Origin of the sequence: Zobellia nedashkovskayae (assembly GCF_015330125.1) — a bacterium.
GTDB classification, from domain to species: Bacteria; Bacteroidota; Bacteroidia; order Flavobacteriales; family Flavobacteriaceae; genus Zobellia; species Zobellia nedashkovskayae.
Genome location: NZ_JADDXR010000002.1, coordinates 2,862,975 through 2,888,398 on the forward strand (window position 1 = coordinate 2,862,975; position 25,424 = coordinate 2,888,398).

23 protein-coding genes are annotated in these 25,424 nt (G+C 34.8%); 11 read left to right on the forward strand and 12 right to left on the reverse strand.

Features of this window, described 5'->3' with window-relative positions:
• Positions 1-18: 18 nt before the first annotated feature.
• The 4 genes from IWB64_RS11975 to IWB64_RS11990 form a co-directional block, all read right to left on the reverse strand.
• Positions 19-3,042 carry a PKD domain-containing protein gene (locus IWB64_RS11975; protein ID WP_194534218.1) on the reverse strand — a complete coding sequence of 1,008 codons (3,024 nt, stop codon included), beginning with the start codon at positions 3,040-3,042 and terminating at the stop codon, positions 19-21.
• Positions 3,043-3,349: 307 nt separating this feature from the next.
• Positions 3,350-4,660, reverse strand: a complete 1,311-nt coding sequence (locus IWB64_RS11980; protein ID WP_194534219.1) for an NAD(P)/FAD-dependent oxidoreductase — start codon at positions 4,658-4,660, stop codon at positions 3,350-3,352.
• A gap of 424 nt (positions 4,661-5,084) precedes the next feature.
• The gene (locus tag IWB64_RS11985; protein ID WP_194534220.1) at positions 5,085-5,921 is read right to left on the reverse strand and encodes a universal stress protein; all 837 of its coding nucleotides are present in this window, start codon (positions 5,919-5,921) and stop codon (positions 5,085-5,087) included.
• 161 nt (positions 5,922-6,082) lie between these two features.
• The gene (locus IWB64_RS11990; RefSeq protein WP_194534221.1) at positions 6,083-6,922 is read right to left on the reverse strand and encodes a universal stress protein; all 840 of its coding nucleotides are present in this window, start codon (positions 6,920-6,922) and stop codon (positions 6,083-6,085) included.
• A 242-nt stretch (positions 6,923-7,164) separates the two neighbouring features.
• Between IWB64_RS11990 and IWB64_RS11995 the strand changes: the two genes are divergently transcribed.
• On the forward strand, positions 7,165-7,491 hold the full coding sequence (locus tag IWB64_RS11995; protein ID WP_194534222.1) for a hypothetical protein: 327 nt from the start codon (positions 7,165-7,167) through the stop codon (positions 7,489-7,491).
• Positions 7,492-7,557: 66 nt separating this feature from the next.
• Here IWB64_RS11995 and IWB64_RS12000 read toward each other — a convergent pair whose 3' ends face one another.
• The 5 genes from IWB64_RS12000 to IWB64_RS12020 form a co-directional block, all read right to left on the reverse strand.
• Positions 7,558-8,406 (reverse strand): universal stress protein, encoded by an 849-nt coding sequence (locus IWB64_RS12000; RefSeq protein WP_194534223.1) that lies wholly within the window; start codon positions 8,404-8,406, stop codon positions 7,558-7,560.
• Positions 8,407-8,424: 18 nt separating this feature from the next.
• Complete coding sequence (locus tag IWB64_RS12005) at positions 8,425-9,267, reverse strand: universal stress protein (protein ID WP_194534224.1); 843 nt, start codon at positions 9,265-9,267, stop codon at positions 8,425-8,427.
• Between the two features lie 198 nt (positions 9,268-9,465).
• The gene (locus IWB64_RS12010) at positions 9,466-10,302 is read right to left on the reverse strand and encodes a universal stress protein (protein WP_194534225.1); all 837 of its coding nucleotides are present in this window, start codon (positions 10,300-10,302) and stop codon (positions 9,466-9,468) included.
• A gap of 95 nt (positions 10,303-10,397) precedes the next feature.
• Positions 10,398-11,450 (reverse strand): response regulator, encoded by a 1,053-nt coding sequence (locus IWB64_RS12015; RefSeq protein ID WP_194534226.1) that lies wholly within the window; start codon positions 11,448-11,450, stop codon positions 10,398-10,400.
• A gap of 5 nt (positions 11,451-11,455) precedes the next feature.
• The gene (locus tag IWB64_RS12020) at positions 11,456-12,967 is read right to left on the reverse strand and encodes a sensor histidine kinase (RefSeq protein ID WP_194534227.1); all 1,512 of its coding nucleotides are present in this window, start codon (positions 12,965-12,967) and stop codon (positions 11,456-11,458) included.
• Between the two features lie 91 nt (positions 12,968-13,058).
• On the opposite strand from IWB64_RS12020, the gene IWB64_RS12025 reads away from it, so the two are divergent.
• From IWB64_RS12025 to IWB64_RS12060, 8 genes are all read left to right on the forward strand, one after another.
• Positions 13,059-13,463 (forward strand): hypothetical protein, encoded by a 405-nt coding sequence (locus IWB64_RS12025; RefSeq protein ID WP_194534228.1) that lies wholly within the window; start codon positions 13,059-13,061, stop codon positions 13,461-13,463.
• Between the two features lie 133 nt (positions 13,464-13,596).
• On the forward strand, positions 13,597-14,106 hold the full coding sequence (locus IWB64_RS12030; protein WP_194534229.1) for a nicotinate-nucleotide adenylyltransferase: 510 nt from the start codon (positions 13,597-13,599) through the stop codon (positions 14,104-14,106).
• Between the two features lie 496 nt (positions 14,107-14,602).
• Entirely contained in the window at positions 14,603-15,037 is a 435-nt protein-coding gene (locus tag IWB64_RS12035; protein ID WP_194534230.1) for an Hsp20/alpha crystallin family protein, read from the forward strand.
• A gap of 338 nt (positions 15,038-15,375) precedes the next feature.
• Positions 15,376-15,966: a DUF6134 family protein gene (locus IWB64_RS12040; protein WP_194534231.1), complete on the forward strand. Its 591-nt coding sequence runs from the start codon at positions 15,376-15,378 to the stop codon at positions 15,964-15,966.
• 33 nt (positions 15,967-15,999) lie between these two features.
• Positions 16,000-17,436 carry a cardiolipin synthase gene (gene cls / locus IWB64_RS12045; RefSeq protein WP_194534232.1) on the forward strand — a complete coding sequence of 479 codons (1,437 nt, stop codon included), beginning with the start codon at positions 16,000-16,002 and terminating at the stop codon, positions 17,434-17,436.
• Between the two features lie 69 nt (positions 17,437-17,505).
• Complete coding sequence (locus tag IWB64_RS12050; protein WP_194534233.1) at positions 17,506-18,282, forward strand: patatin-like phospholipase family protein; 777 nt, start codon at positions 17,506-17,508, stop codon at positions 18,280-18,282.
• Positions 18,283-18,524: 242 nt separating this feature from the next.
• Positions 18,525-21,803, forward strand: coding sequence for a PAS domain S-box protein (locus tag IWB64_RS12055; RefSeq protein WP_194534234.1), 3,279 nt, complete (start codon positions 18,525-18,527; stop codon positions 21,801-21,803).
• Positions 21,781-22,848, forward strand: coding sequence for a response regulator (locus IWB64_RS12060; RefSeq protein WP_194534235.1), 1,068 nt, complete (start codon positions 21,781-21,783; stop codon positions 22,846-22,848). The genes IWB64_RS12055 and IWB64_RS12060 overlap by 23 nt, the downstream gene beginning before the upstream one ends.
• Positions 22,849-22,868: 20 nt before the next feature.
• On the opposite strand, the gene IWB64_RS12065 is transcribed toward IWB64_RS12060, so the two are convergent.
• The 3 genes from IWB64_RS12065 to IWB64_RS12075 are packed head-to-tail and all read right to left on the reverse strand — an operon-like array spanning position 22,869 to position 23,782.
• Positions 22,869-23,099: a DUF6327 family protein gene (locus IWB64_RS12065; RefSeq protein ID WP_194534236.1), complete on the reverse strand. Its 231-nt coding sequence runs from the start codon at positions 23,097-23,099 to the stop codon at positions 22,869-22,871.
• The gene (locus IWB64_RS12070) at positions 23,096-23,446 is read right to left on the reverse strand and encodes a phage holin family protein (RefSeq protein WP_194534237.1); all 351 of its coding nucleotides are present in this window, start codon (positions 23,444-23,446) and stop codon (positions 23,096-23,098) included. Before IWB64_RS12070 ends, IWB64_RS12065 begins: the two co-directional genes overlap by 4 nt.
• A gap of 6 nt (positions 23,447-23,452) precedes the next feature.
• Positions 23,453-23,782, reverse strand: a complete 330-nt coding sequence (locus IWB64_RS12075; RefSeq protein WP_155597202.1) for a YtxH domain-containing protein — start codon at positions 23,780-23,782, stop codon at positions 23,453-23,455.
• A gap of 160 nt (positions 23,783-23,942) precedes the next feature.
• On the opposite strand from IWB64_RS12075, the gene IWB64_RS12080 reads away from it, so the two are divergent.
• Both IWB64_RS12080 and IWB64_RS12085 read left to right on the forward strand, forming a co-directional pair.
• Positions 23,943-24,449 (forward strand): hypothetical protein, encoded by a 507-nt coding sequence (locus IWB64_RS12080; RefSeq protein ID WP_194551020.1) that lies wholly within the window; start codon positions 23,943-23,945, stop codon positions 24,447-24,449.
• Between the two features lie 170 nt (positions 24,450-24,619).
• Positions 24,620-25,390, forward strand: a complete 771-nt coding sequence (locus IWB64_RS12085; RefSeq protein WP_194534239.1) for a sigma-70 family RNA polymerase sigma factor — start codon at positions 24,620-24,622, stop codon at positions 25,388-25,390.
• Positions 25,391-25,424 lie beyond the last annotated feature (34 nt).

Sequence of the window (25,424 nt, forward strand, 5' to 3'; positions counted from 1 at the left end):
TACTATTGTCTTTATCTATCAATTGTCTACCAGCATACTAAATACAAGCCGTTTACCCTTATCCATTTCAAAACTTAAATAATAGATTTGACCTGTACTCAATGAGGCTATAGGTATTTGATATAATCCGTTCGATACTATATCTTTTGCATTATATATGCCTACAATTCTTCCGGAGGAATCATGTAGATATATTTTAAAGACTTTGACCATATCGGTACCATTATCGATTATACGAACTTGAGCCACCTCTTTGACAGGGTTTTTCATAAGTATACCAACAATAGTCTCTTCCTCTTTTTTTTCGTCTATAACCGTAACGGTTGTAGTTTGGGTATGGCTTAGACCTTGCTCATCATTGACTGTTAAAGAGACTTCGTAGATACCTTTTTCACTAAAGACATGGCTTGGTTCCATTTCAGATGATGATGTGGAACCATCTCCAAAATCCCATAAATAACTTGTTGTTGCAACATCATCTACCTGGTTTAAAACGGTAAAAGACACCAATAATGGAGCTGTGCCATTATCAGGGCTTGCATTTATACCGCTTACTGTAGCCTGATTTTGGTTATCAACTACGGTTATAGTAAGGGTGGTTGAATTGGTAAGTTCTTCTGAATCTTGGACGGTCAATTCTACTTCATAAATACCGGCGCTTGTAAACGTATGTTTGGGATTTGCGGAGGAAGATGTAGAACCATCTTTAAAATCCCATAAGTAACTAATTACTTCTATATCATCAGTTGAGTTGTCACCGGTAAAGGTTACGTTTAATGGAACAGTTCCGTTTATTATTTCTGCACTAGCAATTGCGACCGGCGATTCATTTGAGTCAGTCAATATTTCAATGGCCGAAACTTTAGGGCTGTTTATACCACCTGTACTTGCCAATGCTGAAAAGTTTAGATTAAGTTCACCGTCAGATACAGTAACCAAAAATGTTTTTTCTACTGGTGTCTCGGAACCTACATCAGCAATAATATCATAATCATCTAAAACCAAAACATCTTCAATATTTACATCAAAAACCCGTTTTCCTATACCACCGGCAACTCCACCAGCTGCTCCCCAGTAAATTTCAGCAAAATGCAGTACTACTTGATAATTACCACTTGGAACAGGAATTTTATAATCAAGATTTAGTTTAGAATCAAAGCGCTCTGTTTGGTATAATTCAGGTATTTTGGTACTAGTGTTAGTATAACTCTGTCCGTTAAAAAAATAGTTGTCCGCGCCAAAAAGATTTCCATTGAGACTTACTTCGGGTCCACCTGCATTGATTCTTAAAGGAAAATTTAGCGCTTCTCCTTCCATAGGTTCGTAAACCACAATTTTACCATTTAAAGTTCCTGCCCAAATGGTGCCGGGAAATATTTCAGAATCACCATTACAAGTTACCCCAAGGGCATTACCACCAATTCCACCTAAAAATTCAGGTGTAAATTTTTTTAATGTACCATCGGCCATAAGCTCTACCCTACGCAAAATCCCGCGACTAGAACCAGCAAGAAGATCTCCTTTCATGGCGCCCCCAAAATTGGAGGCGGTATACTCATCAATTCCATTGGTATTTGTACCCCATGTTGTAATAGGGTCATCATCTGGCCCATCAGGATTTGAGATTCCTGGCCCGCGCCAGTCACCCTCAACACTATTTGCCGTTTGAACGGGTGGCCAGTTTGCCGGTAATGCAATATTTACATCAGCTGTAGAGCCTGGAGTAGAAGAATTCGGATCATATTTTTGCGTACGGAATACAGCCCCAACAGTTCCAAGGTTTGCGGGAGCTGTGTATAGACCGGCACCCGCGGGGTTTGCTCTTATTGGATTAGGATGACCTCCATAAAAGCTCCCAAAATTATAATTGTCTTTATTTGTAGTTATCAGTTGTAAATGATCGGTATTGTTCATGAACTCACCGTCATCAGCAGATGAGGAGGAGTCACTCCCTGGCTCATTTGCATCATAAGCGTTCGTTACCGTTGCGCTTCCCTCGTTTACAGGAATACCGCCCCAACCACCATTTGCACCGTTATCAGTAGTGTAAACAGCACCACTTTCTGTTACTACTAAATCATATGGGTTGCGATAGCCAGGAGAAAATATTTGGACTGGTCCTCCTGGAACAACAATTGCTTGGTTAAGACCATCATTGCCACCCCAAGGATCGTTTATATCCACACCGTTATAAGAGGGATTGTTAGGGTCCGTTATACCATTAACATTTGCACGGGTAGGGTCATCTAATGTTGGTAAATTGTAGATGTAATTTCTTCCATTATCATTTAGAACAGGCATTTTTTCTAAAGCGCTCAAGTTGACAGAAAGTATAGCTCCCGACAAAGCATATTCACATAAATAGCTGAAGTTGACAGATGCTGCACCGCCATTTGCATGCCCACCTTGTGCAACAATAAGATAGTCGATACCATTAATTGTGGTAAACTCAAGTCCGTTGGTCGCATGATTTTCTTCCGACCGGGGTAAACCTCTGACCAAATCTATAACATCCCATGAAATCCCATTCCATGTAAGTTGAGTAATTACACCAGAGTTGGTATCAAGATTAACATCTCCAAAACCACCATTAGAACCAGAACCCACACGATAATCGCTAGAGGTAACATATAAAATAGGATTTTTAGCAGTACCGGAAACTGCTAAACCAGTTGATTCTCTACTATTACAACTTCCTGAAGGTCCACTGCAAGTAGTTCCATCGTCATCGTGATTTGGTATACTTTTAACTCCTGTAATTGTTTCTTTTGCAATTACCTCATAATTATCTGAGGCATTCCGCTTTACGGTTAAGGCATAAATTGTTCCCGGATATTCTAATACATATAAGCGACCGTCAGGTCCAAATGTTAAAGATGTGGTTATAGGGGCTGAACCAAAACCATTAAAGTTTAGATTACTTTTCGAAAAATCTATTTGTGCCTGTAATGGACTAAAAAATAATCCAATAAAAAGACTGTAAAATAAGGCCAGAATCCATTTTTGTCTACTGACACATGCATTTTTTATAGTCAAATTCATTGTGGTTAGCAATTTTTTTAAAATTTGAAGCTATTAGTTTTACAATAACTCCAAATCAATAGAAATATAAATCTAAGGACCTTAAAAATCATAAAATATGATTGATGTCATAAAATCAAACTCACCTTAGCAATCTTGAAATGTTAACCACTAATACGTTTTTACGATTGTTAAATTATAGTAAAGGTATATGTGAATTGCATAACGGTAAGTAACCCTTGTTACAAAAGGGAATAAAAGCCAAAATCCCTCAGGGCTTGCCTGAAGGATTTTTTATTTGAGTTAGTTTCTACGTTAGAAGAAGGTTTTAAACATGTTTACCTTTCATCATTTTATTCCAATACAAATGGGGTAAGCCATATTTTTTTAGCATCCAGAGTCTCCAGTGTTCTTTTGAAGAATCTGAAATAAACATCTGTTTTAATTTTGGGTCTGGGGTGAAATTATTTTGATAATCAAATTCTGCTAAGACCATTTTACCATAATCTGTTACCAACGGACAGGAAGAATAACCATTATAGACTTTAGTTCCCATTTTGTCCTGCTTTATTAATAAATCGATATTATCAACAACAATTGGTGCCTGTTTACGAATGGCAGCTCCTGTTTTTGCTGTGGGTAAGGCTGCTACATCGCCCAATCCAAAAATATTAGAAAACTTGTTATGTTGCATGGTTTGATGATCAACATCTAACCAGCCAGCATCATTTACCAAAGGGGAATCTTTAACGAATTTTGGGGCTACAGATGGGGGAGCGGTATGTAACATGTCATAATGAATACCGTAACGGTTGCCATCTCTAGTCATTTCAACATCTTTATAATTGTATTGAAAAGATTCATCCAGTTTTAAGTCATCTTCTTCGTTGCTAGAAATTACAACGCATCCGCCTGCCGTAATTTCTTTCCCCATTTCGTACCAAGCAATTTGTTTTTCGCCATCTACGGCAACTAATTTATGATGAAACCGTAGGTTGATGTCTTTTCTATCTACCACCTCCATTAAAGTTTTGGCAATTTTTTTTACACCAAAAATTACGGTACCACCGGTAGCGAATATGATATCGGTTTTTTTGTTCACGCCACTTTTTCTAAAATGATTTTCTGCTAAGTACATTATTTTCTGTGGTGCACCACCACATTTTATGGGTGTTGTAGGTTGTGTGAACAAGGCTGTTCCCCCTGTAAAATTTTTTATAACCTCCCAAGTATGTTTGGGGTCTGTGTAGTTACTGCAAACCACTCCTTTATCTATTACCTCTCCTAAACCAGGGACTAAACTAAAATCATAGGCTAAGCCAGGGGCCACCACCAAATAATCATAGCTAATGTCTCCTTTAGACTCTGTATGTACCGTATTATTTTCTGGATCAAAACCAGTTGCTTTATCTTTTATCCAAGTAGCTTCTTTAGGGATGATGGAAGACATAGGTCTTGCTGTTTTGCTATAATCATAGGTGCCTGCACCTACCAATGTCCATGCCGGTTGATAGTAATGCGTGTCGGCTGGTTCAATAATAGCAACGTCTTTTATCTTTTTCTGCCTTAGAAGCTGTGCAGCCACCATAATTCCTGCTGAGCCTCCGCCAATAATTAACACCTGATGATGTGAACTCATTTTTATTAGTTTATTGTTAATACAGTAAACTTAATATCTAAATTTTATTAATACTGTAACATTTGTTACGTATAATTGTGTTAAAGTTGATTTAGATGTTATTTTTTTGAAGTTCCAATACCTTTTAAGGCAGATTTAAAAAGACTAATGTTCAACATGCCAAAACTTTCTTTGACATCTAAACAATATATGATCAATAGCGGATTGTGCATTTTGGAAAACAATTTCAAGTAGGTTTTATTAAATAGCCATGTTATCCAATAAAATTATTTATTAAATCACAATACCCTTAAAAAAAGTGGTTTATAGCTTTAAAAATTTAAAGGTGTATTCTAATGCCCGATTTTATTTTGAGAAAGTTCTAAATCAAGCAAAGCTTTGAAATATCCTGACAGGTTATGTATTTGATAAGTTTTTCTTAAAACTATACTTGGGGAATGACCATGAAGGGCACCGTAATATGAAACCCAATTTTCTTAATGACCGGCTCTATAAAAAGACGCTCCAAAAATGTATGTTTGTTTTGTACCATGACCAATAGGTTTACTCTTTGTTTGAGTTGAAATTCATTGACCGCATCGGTTATTGTATTGTCTGGTATATCATGAAAAAGACTCCTGTTATCCAAAAGTTCTTCAAGTTCTTTTTTATTTTTTTTCTGTGTGTTTGTAAGGTCTAAACCTGTACGAACGTGCATGATGTTAATCCTAGATTGATATTTTTCGGCAATTGTTAAAAGGACTTCTAATTTTTCTTTTTTGTACTCAATTTCAAAATCTGTGGGAAATAAAATTTCCTTCGGAGCTTCATACTCAAATTTTGGGGGTACTGCTATTACGGGGCATTTGGCTTTTTTAATTACGTGAACGGTATTGGTGCCAAAAAGTATTTCCGTAGCTCCCGTAGCACCTTTAGTACCCATAATCACTAAGTCTATATTTTCTTTTTCTATTGTATCTGTAACTTCTCCTAATAGGGTGTTGAAAGCTGTATGGACTACAAAAGTATGATTAGGGTTTTTGTATTCCTTTTCCAAACGGCTTTGTAATTGTTCTAACTGTGTTTGAGAGGTTTCACGCATTACATCGCCCAAACCAATTTGCCCAGAACTGCCTATAAGATATTCCGTTTGATATACAGGGGGAGTATAGGTATGCAAAAGAAAAAATGTACATTCTATCTCCTTAAATACCTGCAAAGCATAACGGATGGCTTCAAATGAGTTGTCTGAAAAATCAGTAGGAAGTAAAATTCGTTTCATGGCCCTTGCGTTTAATTTTAAGTATAAATCTACAGGAATAGTATTCAAAAAACTATGATTATGGTCAGTTTAAAGAGTTTAGTTTTTTTAGGGGTAGAGGTAAATAGAAGCATATAATATTGGGTTGTTCTTCGCAACCGTTATCAACTCTTTTTAGTATTCTATTCATGTAAGACTAGAAATGGAATAGTAATATGATAACTTATTTTTTCCACCTTGGGTTTAAAAAGAATCCGTTCCAAAAAATTTAGGTTCTTTGCAACCATAACAATCATGTCTACCTTTCTACTTTCTGTAAAACATTGTACGGCCGTTTCAAGTTTTTCTCCGGTTATTTTATGAAAACTATTTTCAATTTCTGAAAAATAACCGCTTAAAAATTCTTGATTTTTTGTTTGCTCCTGGGTTAGTTTTTCTCCTGCTTTTGAGAGATATAGAAAACGTATTGTGGAGTGGTTTAATGATGCCAATTCTTTTATATTTTCTAACACTTTAATATCGTAGCTTAAATAATAGTCCGTAGGAAAAACAATTTCTTTTGGTCTATGATATTCCGCATTCTGGGGTACGGCCAAAACGGGGCACTTAACCTTTGTTATTACATTACCCGTGTTGCTACCCATGGAAACGGCCTTTATGCCATTTGCACCTTTGGTTCCCATAATGATAAAATCAATGTCCTTATTTTTTACTTCCTCCTTTATATAGTCTGTAAAGAATCCATAAAAAGCCGAGGTATAAAAGGTATGTTTTGTATTCAGTGGCAGACGTTCTATTTTTTCAAGTAATTTTTGAAGTTTTTCTAAGCTTTTTTCTATTAAACTTTCCCTAAAAACTTCTTGTGATGCATACATGGCCACTTCACCGTCTGAAAATGAAGCAATAGGATTTACATGTACGATATGGAACTTACATTTTGTTTTTTTTAAAAAGGCAATACCGTATTCAATGGCGTTCCAGGCGTTGTCGGAAAAATCAGTAGGTATCAGTATGTTTTTCATTGTTTTGGTTCTATGTATGGTATTCTAAAAGTAATTGGCATTTGGTTTTCTGGCAATGATAAATATCATACGGCAACGGAAACAAGCTTTTGAAAAATGAGGGGAGAAAAGAAATTTTAATAAAGAGCCAAACAGGTTATGAGAATGGAAATATGAAATAAAACAACACTTTTTCTATTGAACTGATATATATCATTTTTTGCATGCATGCTTTAATTTAAATTACCCAAAATTCAGAAACCATGAAAGCTCTAGCAACTCTTAAAAATTTGGATTCCAACGCCAGTAAAGATGTTGTGGTGCGTAATTTGAGTCGCATATTGAACATTAGAATTATTGATGTAGATATAGAGCAAGGTGTCATTGGTTTCCTATACAATAACCAGAAGGCATTTGATCAAGTAAAAAAGGAATTGAATAGGATAGGTCATCCTATTCAAAGCCATACGAATCAATTTTCAAAAAAAGCAGCTGCTAATAGAAAGGAAAGTTTTCCAATTTATCAAGCAAGGGGAAGAAAACCCTATCCGCCAATAACTTGGCAAAGAGAAAAACCAGAAAGCTTATGAAAAGTGTAACTTTTTGTTTTTAACCCATATTTGATTTTGTTATTTTAAAATTTATAGCTCTGTAATTCATACATATTCTGGAAGTATTAAAACTGGTATTTTAGAATGAAAAGTTATCTTCTTTATAACCGGTTCGCCAATAACTTTCTCCCAAAACGTATGTTCGTAACGTATCATCGCCATTAGATCCACTGTATTTTTTGATAAATACTTTTCAATACTATGGGATATGTCTTCTTCAAATTCAGCATTATAAAAGGAATAGTCCAAAGTTGAAAAAGAATTCTTTAAAACTTCGCGATTATCATTTTGTATATCATTTAGCTCAAACTCTGCAGTTACGTGTAAAATCTGTATTTTGGCGTTCCAAATTGTAACCAATTCGGTTAGGGCAGATAGTTGTTGTTTTCTATAGGTTTGCGTATAATTGGTGGGTAGGACCAATGTTTTCAAATTTTGAAAATTGTATTCGGAGGGGACTACCAACACAGGGTAGTTTTTAATTTTCTTAAGAACTTTTACCGCATTACTTCCCATAAAAATCTCCTTGGCACCCGTTGCTCCTTGAGTGCCCATCACAACAATATCTATATCTTTAGATGATGCAGTTTCTTGAATGGCTTCCTCTAAGGTTCTTGGTTTTGAAATAGACTCAAAGCTGTGGTTTGGATTTGTATGATTCTTATGCAAATAATCCAAAATTTTCTCCAATTCTTGTGTGGAATATTCCGCTAATGAATTGTAGATGACCCCAAGACGTTCCGTGTTTTTACGGCCAAGTAAATTTAACGAATTGGGCTCATAGGCATGCAACAGGTAAAATTGACATTCTATACTGGCATACATCTTTACAGCCGTAAATATGGCATTCCATGCATTATCTGAAAAATCTGTGGGCAATAGAATTTTTTTCATAATCTTACATTTTTGGTTTTACCGCGGTAAGTTCTGCATTACCAAAAACGGTAGTTTTAAGTCTAGCCCTATATCATCAATAGTAGATTTGTATAACATATCTTCTAGAAACGAATGTCTAGCGTTTACCATTACCAATAAATTCATTTCGTTCTGAGAAATGTATTCCATTATAGCCTCAGCTTTATTCTTTACGGGCGTTCTTTCAAAATAAGGGTAGGAATTAGGTAAAGTTTCTTCTAAAAATCGCTTATTATCCAGTTGTCTATAACTTAAATCCTCAAAATCTGAAATGTAAAGACAATGTATTTCAGATTTAAATTCGGCCGCTATATCATTTAAAAGACGTAATTCCCGTCTTTTGTAAGGCAGCATATAATCTGTTGGAAACAATATTTTTTTAGGTTGTTGGTATGTATAGTTTTGTGGAATAGCCAAAACAGGACATTTCACATATTTGAATATCTGTACGGTATGACTTCCAAAAGTAATTTTCTTATCAGCCGTTTGACCTTGGGTACCCATTACAACCAAATCTATATTGGCCTGGTTGACAAAATCATTAACCGAATCAACTAAAGACTCAAAAGCGGAGACTGATTCATAAGAATGTTTTGGGTTATGAGTTTTATCCTTGACTTTTAAGATTAGTTTTTTAAGTGCTTCTTCCGTTTTGTTTTTTATGATTTTTTCGGTTGTTTTAATAGATTCTCCGCTTTTTTTAAACGGTCCGTACACTTCATCTGCATAGGCGTGAAGAAAATAAAAAGTAGTGCGTTCGCATTTGTAGAGATTCAATGCATGGTCTATTGCGTGCATTGCATTGTCTGAAAAATCAGTAGGAATTAATACAGTTCTCATGTGTTAGTTGTTTAGAAGTCCACTCTAAAGTAGTCCTGTAATAACACAAAACCTATGATTTATATCAGTCGTAGTAGTTAAACCTTACTCCAGAATTTAAAGCCGCGAGACGGAGTTTAGAAACTTAATAGTTGTACCCTTAGGTCTATGACTAATATGTTAAGGCTAAGGTTTTAAAATGAGATAAAGGAAAAAATATTATTCATGTAATACCAACAAGGGCAGCGTAGTATGGAAACTTAATTTTTCTATGGTAGAATCAAACAACAATTGTTGTAGAAAGTTAAGGTTTTTTGCTACCATGACTACCATATCTATATTTCCATTCTTAGTGAATGTATCTATAGCCGTTTTTACATTTTTATCTTTCAGATTATGAAAGCTATAAGATTTTGCGAAAAGTTCTTCTAAATAATCTTGTAAATATGTCTGGTTTATTTTTTGTGTGGGGTTGAGCTCTTTTTTAATGTTAGATACATGTATGACCTGCAGATTGGCCTTGCACATATGCAGTACTTTAGATATGGTTTCTAAAATAGCATGAGAATAAAAAATATTATAGTCTGTGGGAAAAGCTATTTCTTTGGGGCTGTTAAATTTGGCATTCTCCGGAACTACCAAAAGGTTACAGGCCACTTTGGTTATAACATCTCCCGTATTACTTCCTATTACAGATTCTTGAATGCCAGATGCACCCTTGGTTCCCATGACAATAAGATCTATTTTTTTTTCTTCTACGGTCTTCCGTAAAATACTAACTAGATTACCATAATCTTGTAGCGCAACAAAATGGTGCTCTTTATTAATGGGCAATTGTTTTATTCTTTGAAATACATCTTCTAACTTCTCCTTTATGGAAGGAGTTATTTTACTCATAGGTAACGAAAACGAGTTGCCTTTTACGCTAGATTGGCTTAAAGCACCTACATGAAGAATATAAAAATTACAAGGCACGTCCTTGAACAATTTAACTGCATAGGCAAGTGCGTTCCAAGAATTATGGGAAAAGTCTGTAGGTATGAGTATAGTTTGCATTAGTTTAAGCTACAAACCAAAGATAGAGCTGTGTCTATTTTTAAAATATGATATTTATCATGCCTCATATTTTTGAAATAAAAATGCAGCAATTCCTAATTTACATATTGAAGTGCTTTCAATTCTTTTATTTTAATATTCCGTCCCTCAATTTCAATAAGCCCCTCCTTTTTAAAACCTGATAGTGTTCTGATTAGACTTTCTGTAGCAATGCCAGCTACACTGGCCAAATCACTTCTAGAAATTTTGATAGAACCTTCAGTATTTGTGTTCATTACCTGGGCAAACTGTATGAGTGTTTGGGCCGTTTTTCTCCGAACGGAACTGTAGGCCATTTGAAATAATTGCGCTTTTATTTCGGTAATATTTTGGGACAGAAGTTCCATAAGTTGTAAGGAAATAGTATTATTTTTTTTCAAAATTTCCTGTAGATTTTGATTAGAAATAGCGGCTAGCTCAGCATCTTCAATAACGGTAGCGGATTCTTGATAGGGAATCTGACTCACAAAAGAAGTGAATCCCAAAAAATCATCGGCGTGGTATAAGGAAGTAATTAATTCTTTGCCATCTCCATCCATAGTATGACCTTTTATAAGGCCTTTTAACACAAGGTATATGGTGTCTGACCGGGAACCTTCTTTAAAAATAGTCTTTCCTATACCAAAGCTTGAAGCCTCTCCATTTTGATTGAAAAAGGCTTTTAGTTCCTCTAGGGTACGCATCTCTTCTTCGGAAGCTTCTGACTTTAAAGCTCCATCTCCAACCATACCACCTAATAGTTTAGCCTTTGCCAACCTACTTTCTACGGCACTTATCAAGTCATCTTCCTCAAAAGGTTTGGTCAAATAATCGTCAGCACCCAGATCCATTCCTTTTCTAATTTCCTTATGCTCCGTTATTGCAGATAAGAATATAAATGGAATGTGCTTGGTTCTTTCATCGGAAGACAGGTTTTTTAGAACGCCATAACCATCTACTTCTGGCATCATAATATCGCAAATAATGATATCCGGTAATTTTTCTATACCTAGCTGAATACCTATTTTTCCATTTGGAGCGGTAATTACGTTATAGTTGGAAAGCTCTAGAAGTTCTTCGGTGTTTTCCCTTAGTGCTTTATCGTCTTCAATTAATAAAATAGTCTTCATTTTCTCTAGGTTTTCTGTTCTTTGGGGATATTTACGATAAATATAGAACCCTTATCCTGCTGACTTTTAAAGATTAGGGATGCGCCTAAATTTTCTAAGTGCTGTTTGGCAATGTTTAAGCCAATACCTGTGCCTTGTGTCAATAGGGCATTTTCTGCCCTAAAATAACGATCAAAAATATGTTTTTGATCTTCTTCGGGAATACCAATGCCGTTATCCTTTACCTGCAATTCAATGGTGTTGGGATTTGTTTTTACCAGTATATCAATAGTTGAATCTTCAGGGGAATATTTTATAGCATTATGTATAAGGTTAGAAAGAACGAGCTCTAGTGTTTTTTCATCAAACTCTATAAAAACGTCATCTATATTTTCTGGGTAATGTATTTTTTGCCCGGCTTTGAGTAGCATATTAGCGTCGTACACTACCTCGTTTACCAGTTTACTTAGCGGAAATTCCTCAATATTATAATTGACTTTTCCAGATTCTAATCGTTCCACAGAAAGGAAGTCATTCAAAATAGTATCCAGATATTTTACTTTTTTGCGGATGGTGGTTACGTGTTTATCACGTTTTTCCTGCTGTTCCGTAAGTTTGTATTTGCCCAATAGTGTAATTGAGGTAAGAATACTACTTAGTGGAGTCTTGAATTCATGCGAAACTAAAGATAAAAAACGCGTTTTTAGTTCGTTCAGTTCTTTTTCATTTTCCAATGCTTCCGTTAGCTGTAGCGTACGTTTTTGAACGGTTCTTTCTAAATTTTCAGTATAGTTTTTTTGTTCTGTGATATCCAAAATCATAGCCACAAAACTCTGGTTTTGGCCAGTATTGGAAAGTTGTAGATGCACCTCTACGGGGTAAGTAGAACCATCTTTTCTCAAATGGGTAGTCTCAAATTTTATTTTTCCTGTATCGTCATTTACAAGAGGTTCAATAATTTTTACGAATTCTGATTGTTTAAGATGAGGTTTGATGTCCAAAGGTGTCATTTTTTGGAGCTCGTCCAACGAATAACCCAAATTGTGCTGTGCTGCTTTATTAACATCTTTAAAGATAAAGGATGTTGCATCAAAAGTATAAATCTCATTTAAAGATTCATTGAATATCCGTGCCCAATGACTTAATTCCTGTTCCCTCTTTTTACGCTCCGTAATATCTATGATCAAAGCCATTACAAAAACGGAGCCATCTAATTCAAACGGATTCAAACCGGCTTCTACAGGAAATTCTTCTTTGTTTTTACGAATACCGTGCAAGTCTCTACCATGGCCCATTTGTCGCTTCTCACTTTTTGAAATAAAATGGTCTACATGCTGGTCATGATGCTTGTGATACCTTTGGGGAATTAGTGTGTCTAGAGGCTTTCCTAAAAGTTCTCCTTTTTCATAGCCGAACATTTCCTCTGCAGATGAATTTGAGATAACAATAACTTGCTCTTTATTAACCACAATAATACCCTCGGAAACGCCCTCAGCAAGCAAATTGAAAATTTCACTGTTTTTTTGAAAAATGTTCATAAAATAAAGTTAAACCATTAAACTGATTTTTGTCATAGAAAAGAGTGGGCATTTCACATACTTTCATTCAGTAATCTTTAAATGTACGAAAATGTTAAATTCTAATAAGGTAGGCATTGAATTCTACCAAAATCTAGGAAAACTGTTTTATGCCATTGCCATGACAGACCGTACGGTGCATATTAAAGAACTAGACAAACTAAGGGAGATTATAAGAAAGAGTTGGTTAGCTGTTGACGATATAGAAGATAGGTACAACGCTGATGCTGCCTACCAGATAGAAACGGTGTTTGACTGGCTATTGGAAAATGATGGGGAAAGTGAACAGTGTTTTCAAGATTTTGCAAAATATTATACAGAACATTTAAAACTTTTTCCAGAACAGGTGAAAATTTTAATTGCGGATACCGCACATTCCATAGCCAAGTCATTTTCGGGAACCAACAAAGCAGAACTTATTATTCTAGCCAAATTAGCATTGCTTTTAAGGGATTGATAAGAAACTTTATTTTTTTAATCAACTGACCTAGATCATTATACGGATAAAACAAGCTATTTACTTTTGATATATTGAATCTCAGAGAAGATTCATTTTTATTAACTGAAATACAAATTTAAATTCATGTATCATGAAAAAAATTATGTTAAGTATTATGGCGATTGGGTTAACTGCACAAGTATTTGCCCAAGTACCCAAAACAGAGCAATTAAGTGAAGTAATCGTTTATGCTACCAATTATAAGTACTTGAACGATGTGAACACAATGGAAGTGGCATCAGTGCCAATTGAATTATTGGAGCGAAAGGCGGCTTCCTATGATGTAAAGGATTCTGACTTTTACCAAGATGATTATGACCTTTACAACGTAACCTTTTTTATTCCTGAAGGTAAAATCCTAGCGGCTTATGACAAGGATGGTAAACTATTGCGTACAGCAGAAAAGTTCAAAAACATTAATTTACCTACTTCGGTAAAAACTGCAATTTTAGATCGTTTTCCTGAATGGAAAACTACTAAAGATGTTTATCTAGTGAATTACAAGGATGGCCTTGGTGCTAATAAAACTTATAAAGTTAAGTTGGAAAACGGGGATAAAACTTTACGTGTGAAACTTAATGAAAAGGGAGAATTTCTTTAATAAAATTCTTTTAAAGATTAAAGCAAAGCGAACTTTAAGGTGAGCTAATTCTAAAATCATTTTTACTTTTAAAAGGTAATTAAAATTACAAGGTGGTTGATAAGGCTGTTCGGAAGACTTAATTTCGAGCAGTCTTTTTTTATCAAATAAATATGTGTAAATACTATTGGACTTGTTATCGATCTCTTGATTTAATTTATACTATAAATAGATCTTCCAAAAGATAGTTTAAATCTGCAAGCTTACTTTTTCATCGCTTATCTTATTCCTGCTTTTATATTTTGACACTCTATATCTAGAGCGGTTCTTCAATTTAAAAATTCTATAATAGTTTTCTTTCTTGTACCATGTAATTGGTCAACTTTATAATGGTAACATGTGGAATATTACCATTAGAATATCATTTTTTTTATCTCTATGATTTAAATCATGCTTTTGAATCTTCTTCTTCAATAATTTTGTTATATGTAATTGTTTAACTTAAAATTTTAGAATTATGTCACTAGTAAAATTTAATAGAAAACCTTGGGGAAATCTGGTAACTCCTGATTTCTTTAACAGCGATGATTTTTTTAATGGAGGTTCTTGGTTGAATAAAATTGAAGAACCCGCCATGAACGTAAAGGAAAACGATGATAATTTTGAGGTGGAACTAGCCGCACCTGGCTATGACAAGAAAGATTTTAATGTGAGTGTTGAGAATGGATGTCTGAACATTTCGGCAGAAAATTCAAACTCAAAAGAAGAGGAGGAAGATAATTATAGCCGCAAGGAGTTTAGTTATACCTCGTTTAAAAAATCGCTCCGACTACCAGAGAGCGTTTCGGACGAAGAAATTAAAGCAGCATATAAAGATGGCATTCTTAAATTTAAGTTAGCTAAAAAAGAAAGTGCTAAAAAACATGAACCTAAAACAGTAGAGATTAACTAGCAAGCACTAACCATTAGAAATGCCTTCCTATTAAAACTTAGATGCGTCCATGTAATTAAGTTAGATTTGAGGGCATTTTTTCTTTTTATGTATTAAAAACTCCACCTAAAACTCTCTTCTCATCTCCTCGGGGTCATAGGCAAGGCCGCATAAGTTCCTTATAACTTTGATAGGAACTTAGATTTATTACTTTTTTTTCAGAAATTATCTTAAGGTTGTTTTCAAGTCTATATCTAGTAATGCTAAGGTATGTTTACATGATATATGTCAGAGGTATACTGTGTATTAAACGGTAATTTGCACCTAAGTACAGATTCTTTTAATTAAATAAAAGCATTATGTTCAAGCATTTTATTTGGCTTATCTTTTTAATGGGTTTTAGCAGCGATTCAATTTTCTTGGCTACTACATTACATTATGACATTATCATGAAGGATAAGATAATTGGTAGTTTGGACACACACCAAAAAACAAAAGGAAATGTAACTACATATCAGAGTTTTACAAGCATCAAGACCAGGCTGTTAACAACAATAGAAGTAGATTATAAATATGATGTTACTTTTAGTAAAGCTATGCTCAAAAAGGCCAAGGTTAGCATTGTGGTCAATAGTAGAGAACATGCAGAAACAAGTACCTTATGGCAAAACACTCAATACCAAATTATAAAAAATAAAAAAGAAAGTACCTTACAAGACTCTATTCAATATACCACAGTATTAATGTATTTTAAGGAGCCCAAGAATATTAAAAAATGTTATTCTGAACAAGATGGTACCATGAATACTATTGTTTCTTTAGGAAATCATAAGTACAAGAAAATTAATGCCAATGGCAAAGAGAATATGTACTTCTATAAAAATGGTATTTTACATGAAGCAGATATTGATGGTGGCTTGGTAAGCTTTGCAATACGTATCCGGGACTAAACCGTTAATCCCTACTCACTTAATATCCAGAATATGACCATCGCTCTTATTATATATTTCTCGTTGGCCCTATTCTTAGTGGTAAGGTTACTGCTGTACGGTATTCGTCCAACAAAGACCTTAGGCTGGCTTTTGGCCATCTTTACAATTCCTGTTGGCGGAATGTTGTTTTACTATGTTCTTGGCCGCAACAGACGTAAAAACAAGTTTTACAGACTTAAAAAGACCGAAGAAATCACGGCATATCTTAAAACGGTAAAGGACTACTATGATGATATTGATGACGATGAAGATTTAACCATTCCTGCTCCGATAAAAAGCCACATAAAATTGGTGAAGCTTATAGCTAAAAACTCCAATTTCTTGCCTAGTCAGGGTAATGAGCTGACAGTGCTTAAAGATGGCCCGGTAACTTTTGAGGCTATTTTTGAGGCTATGGAAAGTGCTAAAAAATTTATACACATTCAATATTATATTTTTGAGGAAGGAGAATTGGCAGATAGGTTCCTTTCTATTTTACAAAAGAAAAGAAAAGAAGGTGTAGAAGTGCGTTTTTTGTATGATGGCTTGGGAAGCAATACGCTAAGCAAGACTTATATAAATCATCTAAAGAAATTGGGTATAGAGGTGTATGGCTTTTTACCCATACGATTTAAGAGGTTACTATCTTCTATTAACTACAGAAACCATAGAAAAATAGTTGTGGTTGATGGTCTTACCGCATTTACGGGCGGTATTAATGTATCGGATAAATACCTTAACGGAGATCCTGTTTTAGGAACATGGCATGATATGCATTTGCGACTTAGGGGTCCAGTAGTCAGTAGTTTACAAGCAGTATTTGCCATGGATTGGAATTTTGCCAGTGGTAAGGATGATATTCTAACCTTGGGCTATTTTTCTGCAATACCGGAAATAGGGAAATCTATTGTTCAAACGGTATCAAGCGGCCCGGATTCTGATTTTCCATCGGTACATCAACTTTATTTTTCATTGATAAATAGTGCCAAGAAATACGTATATATTGTTAACCCTTATATTATTCCAGGTGAGGCAATTATGGAAGCTTTACAAGTGGCTGCGTTGGGCGGTGTAGACGTAAGGATTTTGCTTTCTTCCAATTCCGATAGTTTTTTGGTTAAGTGGAGTGTGCAATCGTATTTTGAAAATTTTCTGGAGGCTGGTATAAAGATTTATTTGTATCCTGATGGCTTTTTACATAGTAAAGTCATGTTTTCAGATGATCAGTTAACAACCATAGGTACTGCCAATTTAGATGTCAGAAGTTTTGAGCAGAATTATGAGGTGAATATTTTAGCATACGATAAAGAACTTACCGAGCAATTGAAACATGATTTTTTAAAGGACTGTAAAATAAGCCAGCAAATGGATTATCATGAATTTAAAAAAAGGCCCAAATTAGACCGTTTAAAAGAGGGGTTTGCTAAAGTTTTTAGTCCGGTCTTGTAAAGGCTTGCTCAATTTTCAATACCTTTCAGATAGCGTACTTTATATATTAACAAGCTAGTAAAAACAAAAATGAACATAGGTCTTGTACTTTCTGGAGGAGGAATTAGGGGAGTAGCTCATATAGGTGCTATTAAAGCCTTGGAAGAATACAATATCTTTCCCACACACATAGCAGGCACAAGTGCTGGTGCCATTGTAGGTGCGCTTTATGCTAGTGGTGCCAGTTGGTCAGAAATGTTACATTTTTTCAAGACTATTCCTATTTTTCGTACTCACAACTACGCCCGTAGTAAACCTGGTTTTTTTGATACTGAAAAATACTATGATAATTTCAAGGAATTTTTCCCTGAGGATGATTTTAGCGCATTAAAAAAACCACTTTACGTAACCGCTACGGACATTATAAAAGGCACCCTAAAAGTATTTCATAAAGGGCAGGTTATTCGTCCCGTACTTGCTTCTGCTACTTTTCCGGGAATGTTCACGCCTATGAAAATAGGAGACTCTTATTATGTAGATGGTGGCGTTTTAAACAATTTCCCCATAGAGCCGCTTAAGAAGCACTGCGATAAGATTATTGGAAGCTATGTAAATGCCTTAAAAAAAATAACAATAGAAGATTTAAAACATTCTTATACAGTTGTTGAGCGAGCCTATAAACTAAAGTCTACTTCGGAATCTATGATAAAGTTTAATGAATGTGATATGATTATCTTACCCGAAGGTCTATCGGAATTTGGAACGTTTGATATGAATAGTATTGATGTCATATTTGATTTAGGTTACCTGACTACAAAGAAAATTCTTGATGAAAACGGAGGTACGTTTCCGGTTAAAATAGATTAGTTAGGTGTAGTCTAGAGGATAAAGCCAAAAACATGACAAGCGTCATATTTTTGCAGGAAGGGCAACTATATATTTGTTAAAAATGTACATGGACGCTCTTTTTCTAATATTAATTAGCAAAGTACGCTATCTCTATAATTGGGGCTTAGCATCTGGGTGTATTTTTTTAGGACTAAACTTCTACCGCAGTCCTTTCCTTTTCGTTAAATTAGTCTGTAAAGAAAGACACTTACCCTGGGTATATGGTAGAAAAACTTAAAGATAGTGAACTCTTCAAGGGTATCTTTGAATCCTCGGTAGAAGGTATCTTGGTAGTAGGTGAGCAAGGCCAAATTATCAAGGCGAACCCTTCAGTTGAAAAAATGTTCGGCTACGAACTAGGAGAGTTGGTGGGTAAAAAAGTGGAAAACCTTATTCCGCATCAATTTGAAAAATCTCATGAAAATTATAGAAAAGGTTTTGCGAAATCTCCCTCAAGTAGGGCTATGGGTAAAGGAGAAGAATTATGGGGACTTAGGAAAGATGGGGTACAAATTCCAGTAGAAATAAGTCTAAGCCCAACAGATATAAAGGATGAGCATTTTGTAGTAGCTTTTGTAATAGATATTACAGATCGATTATTATCTCAGAAAAAAGTAGCTATCAATACAGAAAAAATGAACGAGGCTCAAAGTCTAGCTCATGTTGGTAGTTGGTTCTGGAATCTGAAGACAGGTGAAAGAAATTGGTCTGATGAGTTTTATAGAATATGTGGTCTGCCACCTGGTGATGCGCAACTATCTGAAGAAACTGCTTTTAACTTTATTCATCCTGATGACCGGCAAGTGACTAAAGAATCTGTAGATTTTGCGATTGAAAATGCCACGGTTTATTCAGATAATGTAAGAATAGTAAGAGCAGATGGTACGGTAAGATATATTACAGCTCACGGTAAAACATCTTATGATGCCAGTGGTAAGCCTCTGGAATGGTTCGGAACCATACAAGATATAACAGAACAAAAAGAAATAGAACAGCGCCTAGAAGAAAATTTAGCTAAGAACAAGGCTTTGTTAAATGCATTGCCAGACATGATGTTTATTCTAGATCATGAAGGTAAGTTTCTTGATAGTTATGCCCCAGAGCCTGAAAAACTTTTTGCTTCGCCCAATGGTTTAATAGGCGGGTATATTAATGAACTGTTACCTGATCATATAGCAAAGGCTGTACGTAAGGGAATGGATAAAACTATTGAAACAGGGGAACTTCAGTTTGTTGAGTATGATTTTAATGGAGAAAACGGAAGGCAGTTTTATGAAGGTAGGATTGTGCCTTTGGGCAAAAATAAGCTTTTGACCATTATTAGGGATATCACGCAAGAGAGAGCAATAGAAGATATTTTATATGTTCGTAATCGTGCATTGGGAGCAACAGCTAGTGGCATTATTATTTGCGATACCCAAAAGCCAGATTTCCCTATTATTTATGGTAATGAAGCTTTTACCAGAATAACAGGGTATGAGAAAGTAGATTTCATGGGCAAAAATTGCCGTTTCTTACAAGATGAAGATAAGGATCAGAATGAAATTAAAATAATGTCTGTTGCCATAGAAAAAGGGGAAGCATGCCGTGTGGTATTGCGTAACTATAAAAAAGATGGTTCTTTATTTTGGAATGATATCAGTATTACGCCTATATACAATAACAAAAAGGTAATGACCCATTTTGTTGGGGTACAAAACGATGTAACTACCCACAAAATAAATGAGTTCTTTAAAATAGGACAGTCTCATGTTATGGATATGATTATTCAGCATGAACCATTAAAAAGTATAGCATTCAAGATTATAGAGATTATAGAAACGGCCATTCCAAACTGCCAAGGCTCTATACTTTTATTGGATAAAGAATCTGGAAAATTACAGAAATTGGCGGCACCCAACCTGTCCGAAAGCTATACGAAAGCTATAGATAATATGTTTGTGGGTCCAGGAAATGGATCTTCTGGAACAACCGCATATTTAAAAGAAGAGGTAATCGTTTCAGATACGTTTAATGATCCGCTGTGGGAAGGTTTTAGAGAGTTGGCGTTGGAAGACAATATTAAAGCTTGTTGGTCATTTCCTATATTTTCATCCAATAAGGCATTGTTGGGAACTTTTGCTATTTATTTTCCCGTTTCTAGAACACCTCTTGATACAGAAAAAGAAATCCTTTACAACATAACGCAGGCCATAAGTGTGGCTATTGACCAACACAATGAAGGCGTTGCTTTAAAAAACAGTAGGGAAGAATTGGCTGCTTATGCGGGAGCATTAGAGAGTAAGGTAGCTGACCGTACTGTGGAGCTAAAGGATATGGTTCAGAAATTGGTAGAGTCCAATTTAAGTCTTGAAGACCAAATCCAAATTACTAAAACAGCCGAAAATAGTTCTATTGCCAGTCAAAAGCTGTTACAGACTATTTTTAAAAATTTTCCAGGTGGTTTTGTTAGTGTGGTTAATTTAGACCTTAGAATTTTATTTCATGAAGGAGAGGATTTAGATATGCTTGGTTTTAGAGAGAATATTAATGTTGGTGATACTCTTGATGATTTAAAACATGTAGATATTGACTTGCGTAAAAAAATTAAGGAAAAGCTACTAAAAACGTTAGACGGAAAACATTGTTCTTTTGAATTAATAATACAAGACAATTCCTATTTAGTTAACACAACACCTTTGTTCAATGAAGAGCAAGAAGTAAAGCAGGCATTAATCGTATATAATAATATCTCCGATCAGAAAAGGGTAGAAGTTGAGATTAGGAATACATTAGAAAAAGAAAAAGAGCTAAATGAATTGAAATCTCGCTTTATTTCAATGGCCTCGCATGAGTTTAGGACGCCATTAAGTACCATACTTTCTGCCACAAATCTTATTGAAAGGCAGAATGAAGCTGGGCAGGAAGAAAAAAGAGAAAAATATATAAGTAAGATTAAAACCAGTGTTAAAAACTTAGTGGGAATTTTGAATGACTTTCTATCATTGAGTAAGTTGGAAGAAGGAAAAGTAATATCACAACCTACTTTATTTGATTTGATTGAGTTTTTAGAATCTTTGGTAGAAGAGATACAGGGGGTCAAAAAAGCAGGACAGGTCATTGAGATTATCAATAGTCAATCTAATATAGAAGTGCAGCTTGATCCCAAACTTTTAAGACATATTGTATATAATTTGTTGTCTAATGCCATTAAATATTCACATGAGAACACAAAAATATCTCTAAAAATCGATACGAAGACCACCAATCTTTTTATTGAAGTTACGGATCAAGGTATTGGCATACCTGCCGAAGATCAAAGCTATTTGTTTCAGCGTTTTTATAGAGCTAAAAATGCTGCTAATTATGAGGGTACAGGGTTGGGATTGAACATTGTAAGACAGTATGTTCTTTTAATGGAAGGAAACATTACCTTTAAGAGTAATCTTGACCAAGGCACAACTTTTACCATAGAACTCCCCTTAAATCTATTGAAAGATGAAAAAAATACTACTTATTGAAGACAATCTAGATGTTCGTGAAATGACCGCGGAAATTCTGGAATTAGAGAATTATGAAGTTACTACTGCGGAAAACGGTAAGATTGGTGTTGAAAAAGCAATATCATTTATGCCAGACATTATTCTTTGCGATATAATGATGCCAGAATTAGACGGTTATGGAGTTTTTGAACAATTAAGTGAGGATCAAACCACAGCTAGCATTCCGTTTATATTTCTAACCGCTAAATCTGAAAAGGCAGATTTTCGTAAGGGAATGACCATGGGAGCAGATGACTATTTGACCAAGCCTTTTGAAGCACAAGATTTAATTGAGGCTATAGAGGCTAGGCTTAAAAAGAGCTCTTTTTTACGGAAAGAATTTTCAAGAAGTGTTCAAGGCCTTAACGAATTTATAAAGGAGGCGTCAAAATATCAAAATTTAAAAGACCTTTCTGAAGATCGAGAATTGAACCGATACAAAGCAAAAGAAGAGATTTTTTATGAAGACGGTATGGCTCATAACCTGTATTTTATTCAAAGTGGAGAAGTTAAAACATACAAGCATAATGAAAATGGTAAGGAGTATGTTACGGGTATGTTCAAAGCCGGAGATTTCATAGGCCAGCTATGCGTTTTAGGTAATTCAGGCTTATATACAGAAACAGCGGTGGCACTCACCAATTGCGAGATATGCGCTATTCCTAAAGATGATTTTACACAACTTTTATTCAATAACAAAGAGGTGTCTCATAAGTTCATTGGTATGGTTTCCAATAATGTATTACATATGCAGGAGCAGCTAATGGGTATGGCTTTTGACTCGGTTCGTAAAAGAGCAGCTACAGCACTTTTAGAATTATATGATAAAGGACTTATTAAAGATGATGATATGGGCATCAGTATCTCAAGAGAAGACTTTGCAGGTTTAATAGGTACAGCTACAGAAACTGCCATACGCGTCCTTTCAAGTTTTAAGGATAAAGGATTAATTCAATTAGGAGAATCTCGTAGAATTATACTTTCGGATAAAAAGCAATTACAGCAGGTTGCAGATTTTGGGTAGTATACAGAAGTTGTTTTTGGCTATGGTTTGCGTCGTAACCTATGAAGCCAATCTAACCCTTTGCTCAAGACAAAATCTACCGCTAGTTGTTTAACACCAAAACTGGTGGTGCTTACCATTTGTGCAGGGCTCAAATGACTTTTTGTATTTTTAAAATCAAGCTTCAAATTTTCTTTTGCAATTTCTTGCTGAAGCTTTAAGATTCTTAAATCGTTATCAATTTCAGAAAATGAGCTGTATTTTTTTGTCATGGTCTGTTAAAATAATGTTCCGAAAAATTCTGCAATAAAGGTCTGTGGAGAACATTTCTAAATACATAGCTGCAAATGGCAACTAGAATATAAAAAGCACCAACAATTAAGAAGCCGGAATAGAAATTACCCATTGCCTCGTTAAGAGCAATAGATGCTCCAATAGATAGCATAAATAGCGCAAGAAATACCACAGCTCCAATGAACAAAGACTGTGTTATAGCCGTAACTATGCCCATTAGAACTTTAAAAACCTTCAGTTTATAATATTCTTCGCTAGTTTCAAGATAAGACCTCATATCTGTATCTACGTCAACGAGGTCTTTTTTTAATGATTCAAATGCCATAATGCATTATTTGTGTAGTTGTGCGTTTTGCTTTTTAAGCTCTTCCAATTTGCGTTCCAAAGTTGCAATAATATCATCTGCTTTGTAGCTCATATGGCTAATAGTCTCATCTAATTTACGTTCAAAATCTTCTTTCTTTTCGTTGGCTGTTTTAGTCAGCTCATCTTTGGCGTGGGTTACGCGGTCAGAAAGATCATGTTTGGCTTCCAAAGCTCTGTCTTTGATTTTATGTCTTGTTTCAACTCCTTTTTCAGGAGCATATAATATTCCGAAGCCTGCACCAATTGCTGCTCCTGTTAATAATGCTAGAAGTACATTTCCACTATCGTTTGCCATGATATAAATTTTTAATTAGTATTTAATCTATACAACAAATTTAGCTAAGTTAATTTTTTGACTTCATGACTTAGGTCAGTACGATTAAAAATATGTACTTGTAATTTTACCACAGAGAACGCCCCTGACCAAACTTAGCTATCTCTAAATTGTTATTAAAATGGACATGTCACAATCAGAACAAAAACAAATTTTTCTGAAACCGTATGAACAGGTTTCGGATTTGGAAAAAGCCTTAAAAACCGTCCGCCAAATAGAGTTTGATAAAATGGCCGTATCGGTAATCGGAAATGTAGGAGAAGATCATATAAATAAGAGTAAAGAATTGACAACTATAGAATACCAATTAAGACGCTTTTTTAGCGAGTTACTTGCGCCTAATACTGCTTTTGATACTTTTTATAATCCTGAGTTAGGTCGCTTATTTGTAGCAGGTTTTTTGGTTGAGACATTCCAAAATTCTGTGGGTAAAAGAGGTATAGGAGAATTATATGGAGGTCCATATGGAATACTGAGAGGGCTTGGTATAACTGAAACAGATACCATAGCTAGTATTAATAAGTTAAAGGGTAAAACGTATTTATTGGTAGCCAGAGGAAACCGTTTGGATATTCAAAAATTGAAAAATCAATTAGGAAATCAACTGGAAGATAAATTAGGTAATTAATAAATAGACTGAGCACTATAAGAAAGTAATACAGCTGATTAATGATTAGATTTTTCAGAAACAATTTAAAGAGTCAAATCGGTTTTATTTTGGAATGGCTGACCTAGGTCATAGTAATTCACCTCATATATACGCATTTTTATATCGTATTTTAATCTAAAGCACACAACATGGACACTCTTGAATATTATGAAAGTAAAAAGGAATTTAATGTATTTGTAGCAAGTACGTTTTCAGATTTAAAACACTTCAAAAAGGAGGGTGATAAGTCCTTATTTAATAATTTACTATTAAAAGACTTAACACAAGTAAAACATTACGTTACCAAAAGAATGGCAACTGCCCTAACTAAAGGAAACCTTCCAAAAGGGAAGTATGAAGTAGATGATTTTATTGACCAACTCTTTATTGTAGTGTTTGATCATTTTGAAGAGGTTAGAGGTAAAGATGATCTTCATCCTTGGTTATTTAAAAAAGCAGATGAACTTTTAGAGGACACCATTCTAAATGAAGACTTTGATGATTATTTCTTGAAAAACATTGATGATTATTCTCGTCCGGAATGGGATGAGATGGAAGAAAAATTCAGTACAGATGGCGGTGGGGATTTAGTTATGATAGATGAGCTAGATGATATTTCATATCCTAAAAATGATTACCTATTGAACCATGTTTTTATCGAAGATGATAAAAAAGAACTCATGGATAAGATAGATAAGGATTTAGATAAAGAGAGCATTAAAAGACATGTAACTATGGTCTTGCATTATTTGCCAATGCCAATGCGTACTGTGTTTGAATTAGCTACGGAATATGAATTTTCTATTAGTCAAATAGCCATGATTCGTAATCAAAGTATAGATGAGGTAAAAGTACTTTTAGATAATGCCCGTAAGAGCCTTGAAGCTAGTTTTTTCAATAGGTATGAGATAGAAAAATAAGTAGATTGGTTAACATTTTGGGGCTATAAAAGGT

Bases quoted from the DNA above. Each gene is read 5' to 3' on its own strand.
- IWB64_RS12025 (WP_194534228.1), top strand. From the start codon at position 13,059: ATGTTAAATTCTAATAAGGTAGGCATTGAATTCTACCAAAATCTAGGA.
- IWB64_RS12035 (WP_194534230.1), top strand. From the start codon at position 14,603: ATGTCACTAGTAAAATTTAATAGAAAACCTTGGGGAAATCTGGTAACT.
- IWB64_RS12060 (WP_194534235.1), top strand. From the start codon at position 21,781: ATGAAAAAAATACTACTTATTGAAGACAATCTAGATGTTCGTGAAATG.
- IWB64_RS12005 (WP_194534224.1), bottom strand. From the start codon at position 9,267: ATGAGAACTGTATTAATTCCTACTGATTTTTCAGACAATGCAATGCAC.
- IWB64_RS11990 (WP_194534221.1), bottom strand. From the start codon at position 6,922: ATGAAAAACATACTGATACCTACTGATTTTTCCGACAACGCCTGGAAC.
- IWB64_RS12085 (WP_194534239.1), top strand. From the start codon at position 24,620: ATGGACACTCTTGAATATTATGAAAGTAAAAAGGAATTTAATGTATTT.
- IWB64_RS12050 (WP_194534233.1), top strand. From the start codon at position 17,506: ATGAACATAGGTCTTGTACTTTCTGGAGGAGGAATTAGGGGAGTAGCT.
- IWB64_RS12040 (WP_194534231.1), top strand. From the start codon at position 15,376: ATGTTCAAGCATTTTATTTGGCTTATCTTTTTAATGGGTTTTAGCAGC.
- IWB64_RS11975 (WP_194534218.1), bottom strand. From the start codon at position 3,042: ATGAATTTGACTATAAAAAATGCATGTGTCAGTAGACAAAAATGGATT.
- IWB64_RS12010 (WP_194534225.1), bottom strand. From the start codon at position 10,302: ATGCAAACTATACTCATACCTACAGACTTTTCCCATAATTCTTGGAAC.
- IWB64_RS12000 (WP_194534223.1), bottom strand. From the start codon at position 8,406: ATGAAAAAAATTCTATTGCCCACAGATTTTTCAGATAATGCATGGAAT.
- IWB64_RS11995 (WP_194534222.1), top strand. From the start codon at position 7,165: ATGAAAGCTCTAGCAACTCTTAAAAATTTGGATTCCAACGCCAGTAAA.
- IWB64_RS12055 (WP_194534234.1), top strand. From the start codon at position 18,525: ATGGTAGAAAAACTTAAAGATAGTGAACTCTTCAAGGGTATCTTTGAA.
- IWB64_RS12020 (WP_194534227.1), bottom strand. From the start codon at position 12,967: ATGAACATTTTTCAAAAAAACAGTGAAATTTTCAATTTGCTTGCTGAG.
- cls (WP_194534232.1), top strand. From the start codon at position 16,000: ATGACCATCGCTCTTATTATATATTTCTCGTTGGCCCTATTCTTAGTG.
- IWB64_RS12070 (WP_194534237.1), bottom strand. From the start codon at position 23,446: ATGGCATTTGAATCATTAAAAAAAGACCTCGTTGACGTAGATACAGAT.
- IWB64_RS12065 (WP_194534236.1), bottom strand. From the start codon at position 23,099: ATGACAAAAAAATACAGCTCATTTTCTGAAATTGATAACGATTTAAGA.
- IWB64_RS12075 (WP_155597202.1), bottom strand. From the start codon at position 23,782: ATGGCAAACGATAGTGGAAATGTACTTCTAGCATTATTAACAGGAGCA.
- IWB64_RS12080 (WP_194551020.1), top strand. From the start codon at position 23,943: ATGGACATGTCACAATCAGAACAAAAACAAATTTTTCTGAAACCGTAT.
- IWB64_RS11980 (WP_194534219.1), bottom strand. From the start codon at position 4,660: ATGAGTTCACATCATCAGGTGTTAATTATTGGCGGAGGCTCAGCAGGA.
- IWB64_RS12015 (WP_194534226.1), bottom strand. From the start codon at position 11,450: ATGAAGACTATTTTATTAATTGAAGACGATAAAGCACTAAGGGAAAAC.
- IWB64_RS12030 (WP_194534229.1), top strand. From the start codon at position 13,597: ATGAAAAAAATTATGTTAAGTATTATGGCGATTGGGTTAACTGCACAA.
- IWB64_RS11985 (WP_194534220.1), bottom strand. From the start codon at position 5,921: ATGAAACGAATTTTACTTCCTACTGATTTTTCAGACAACTCATTTGAA.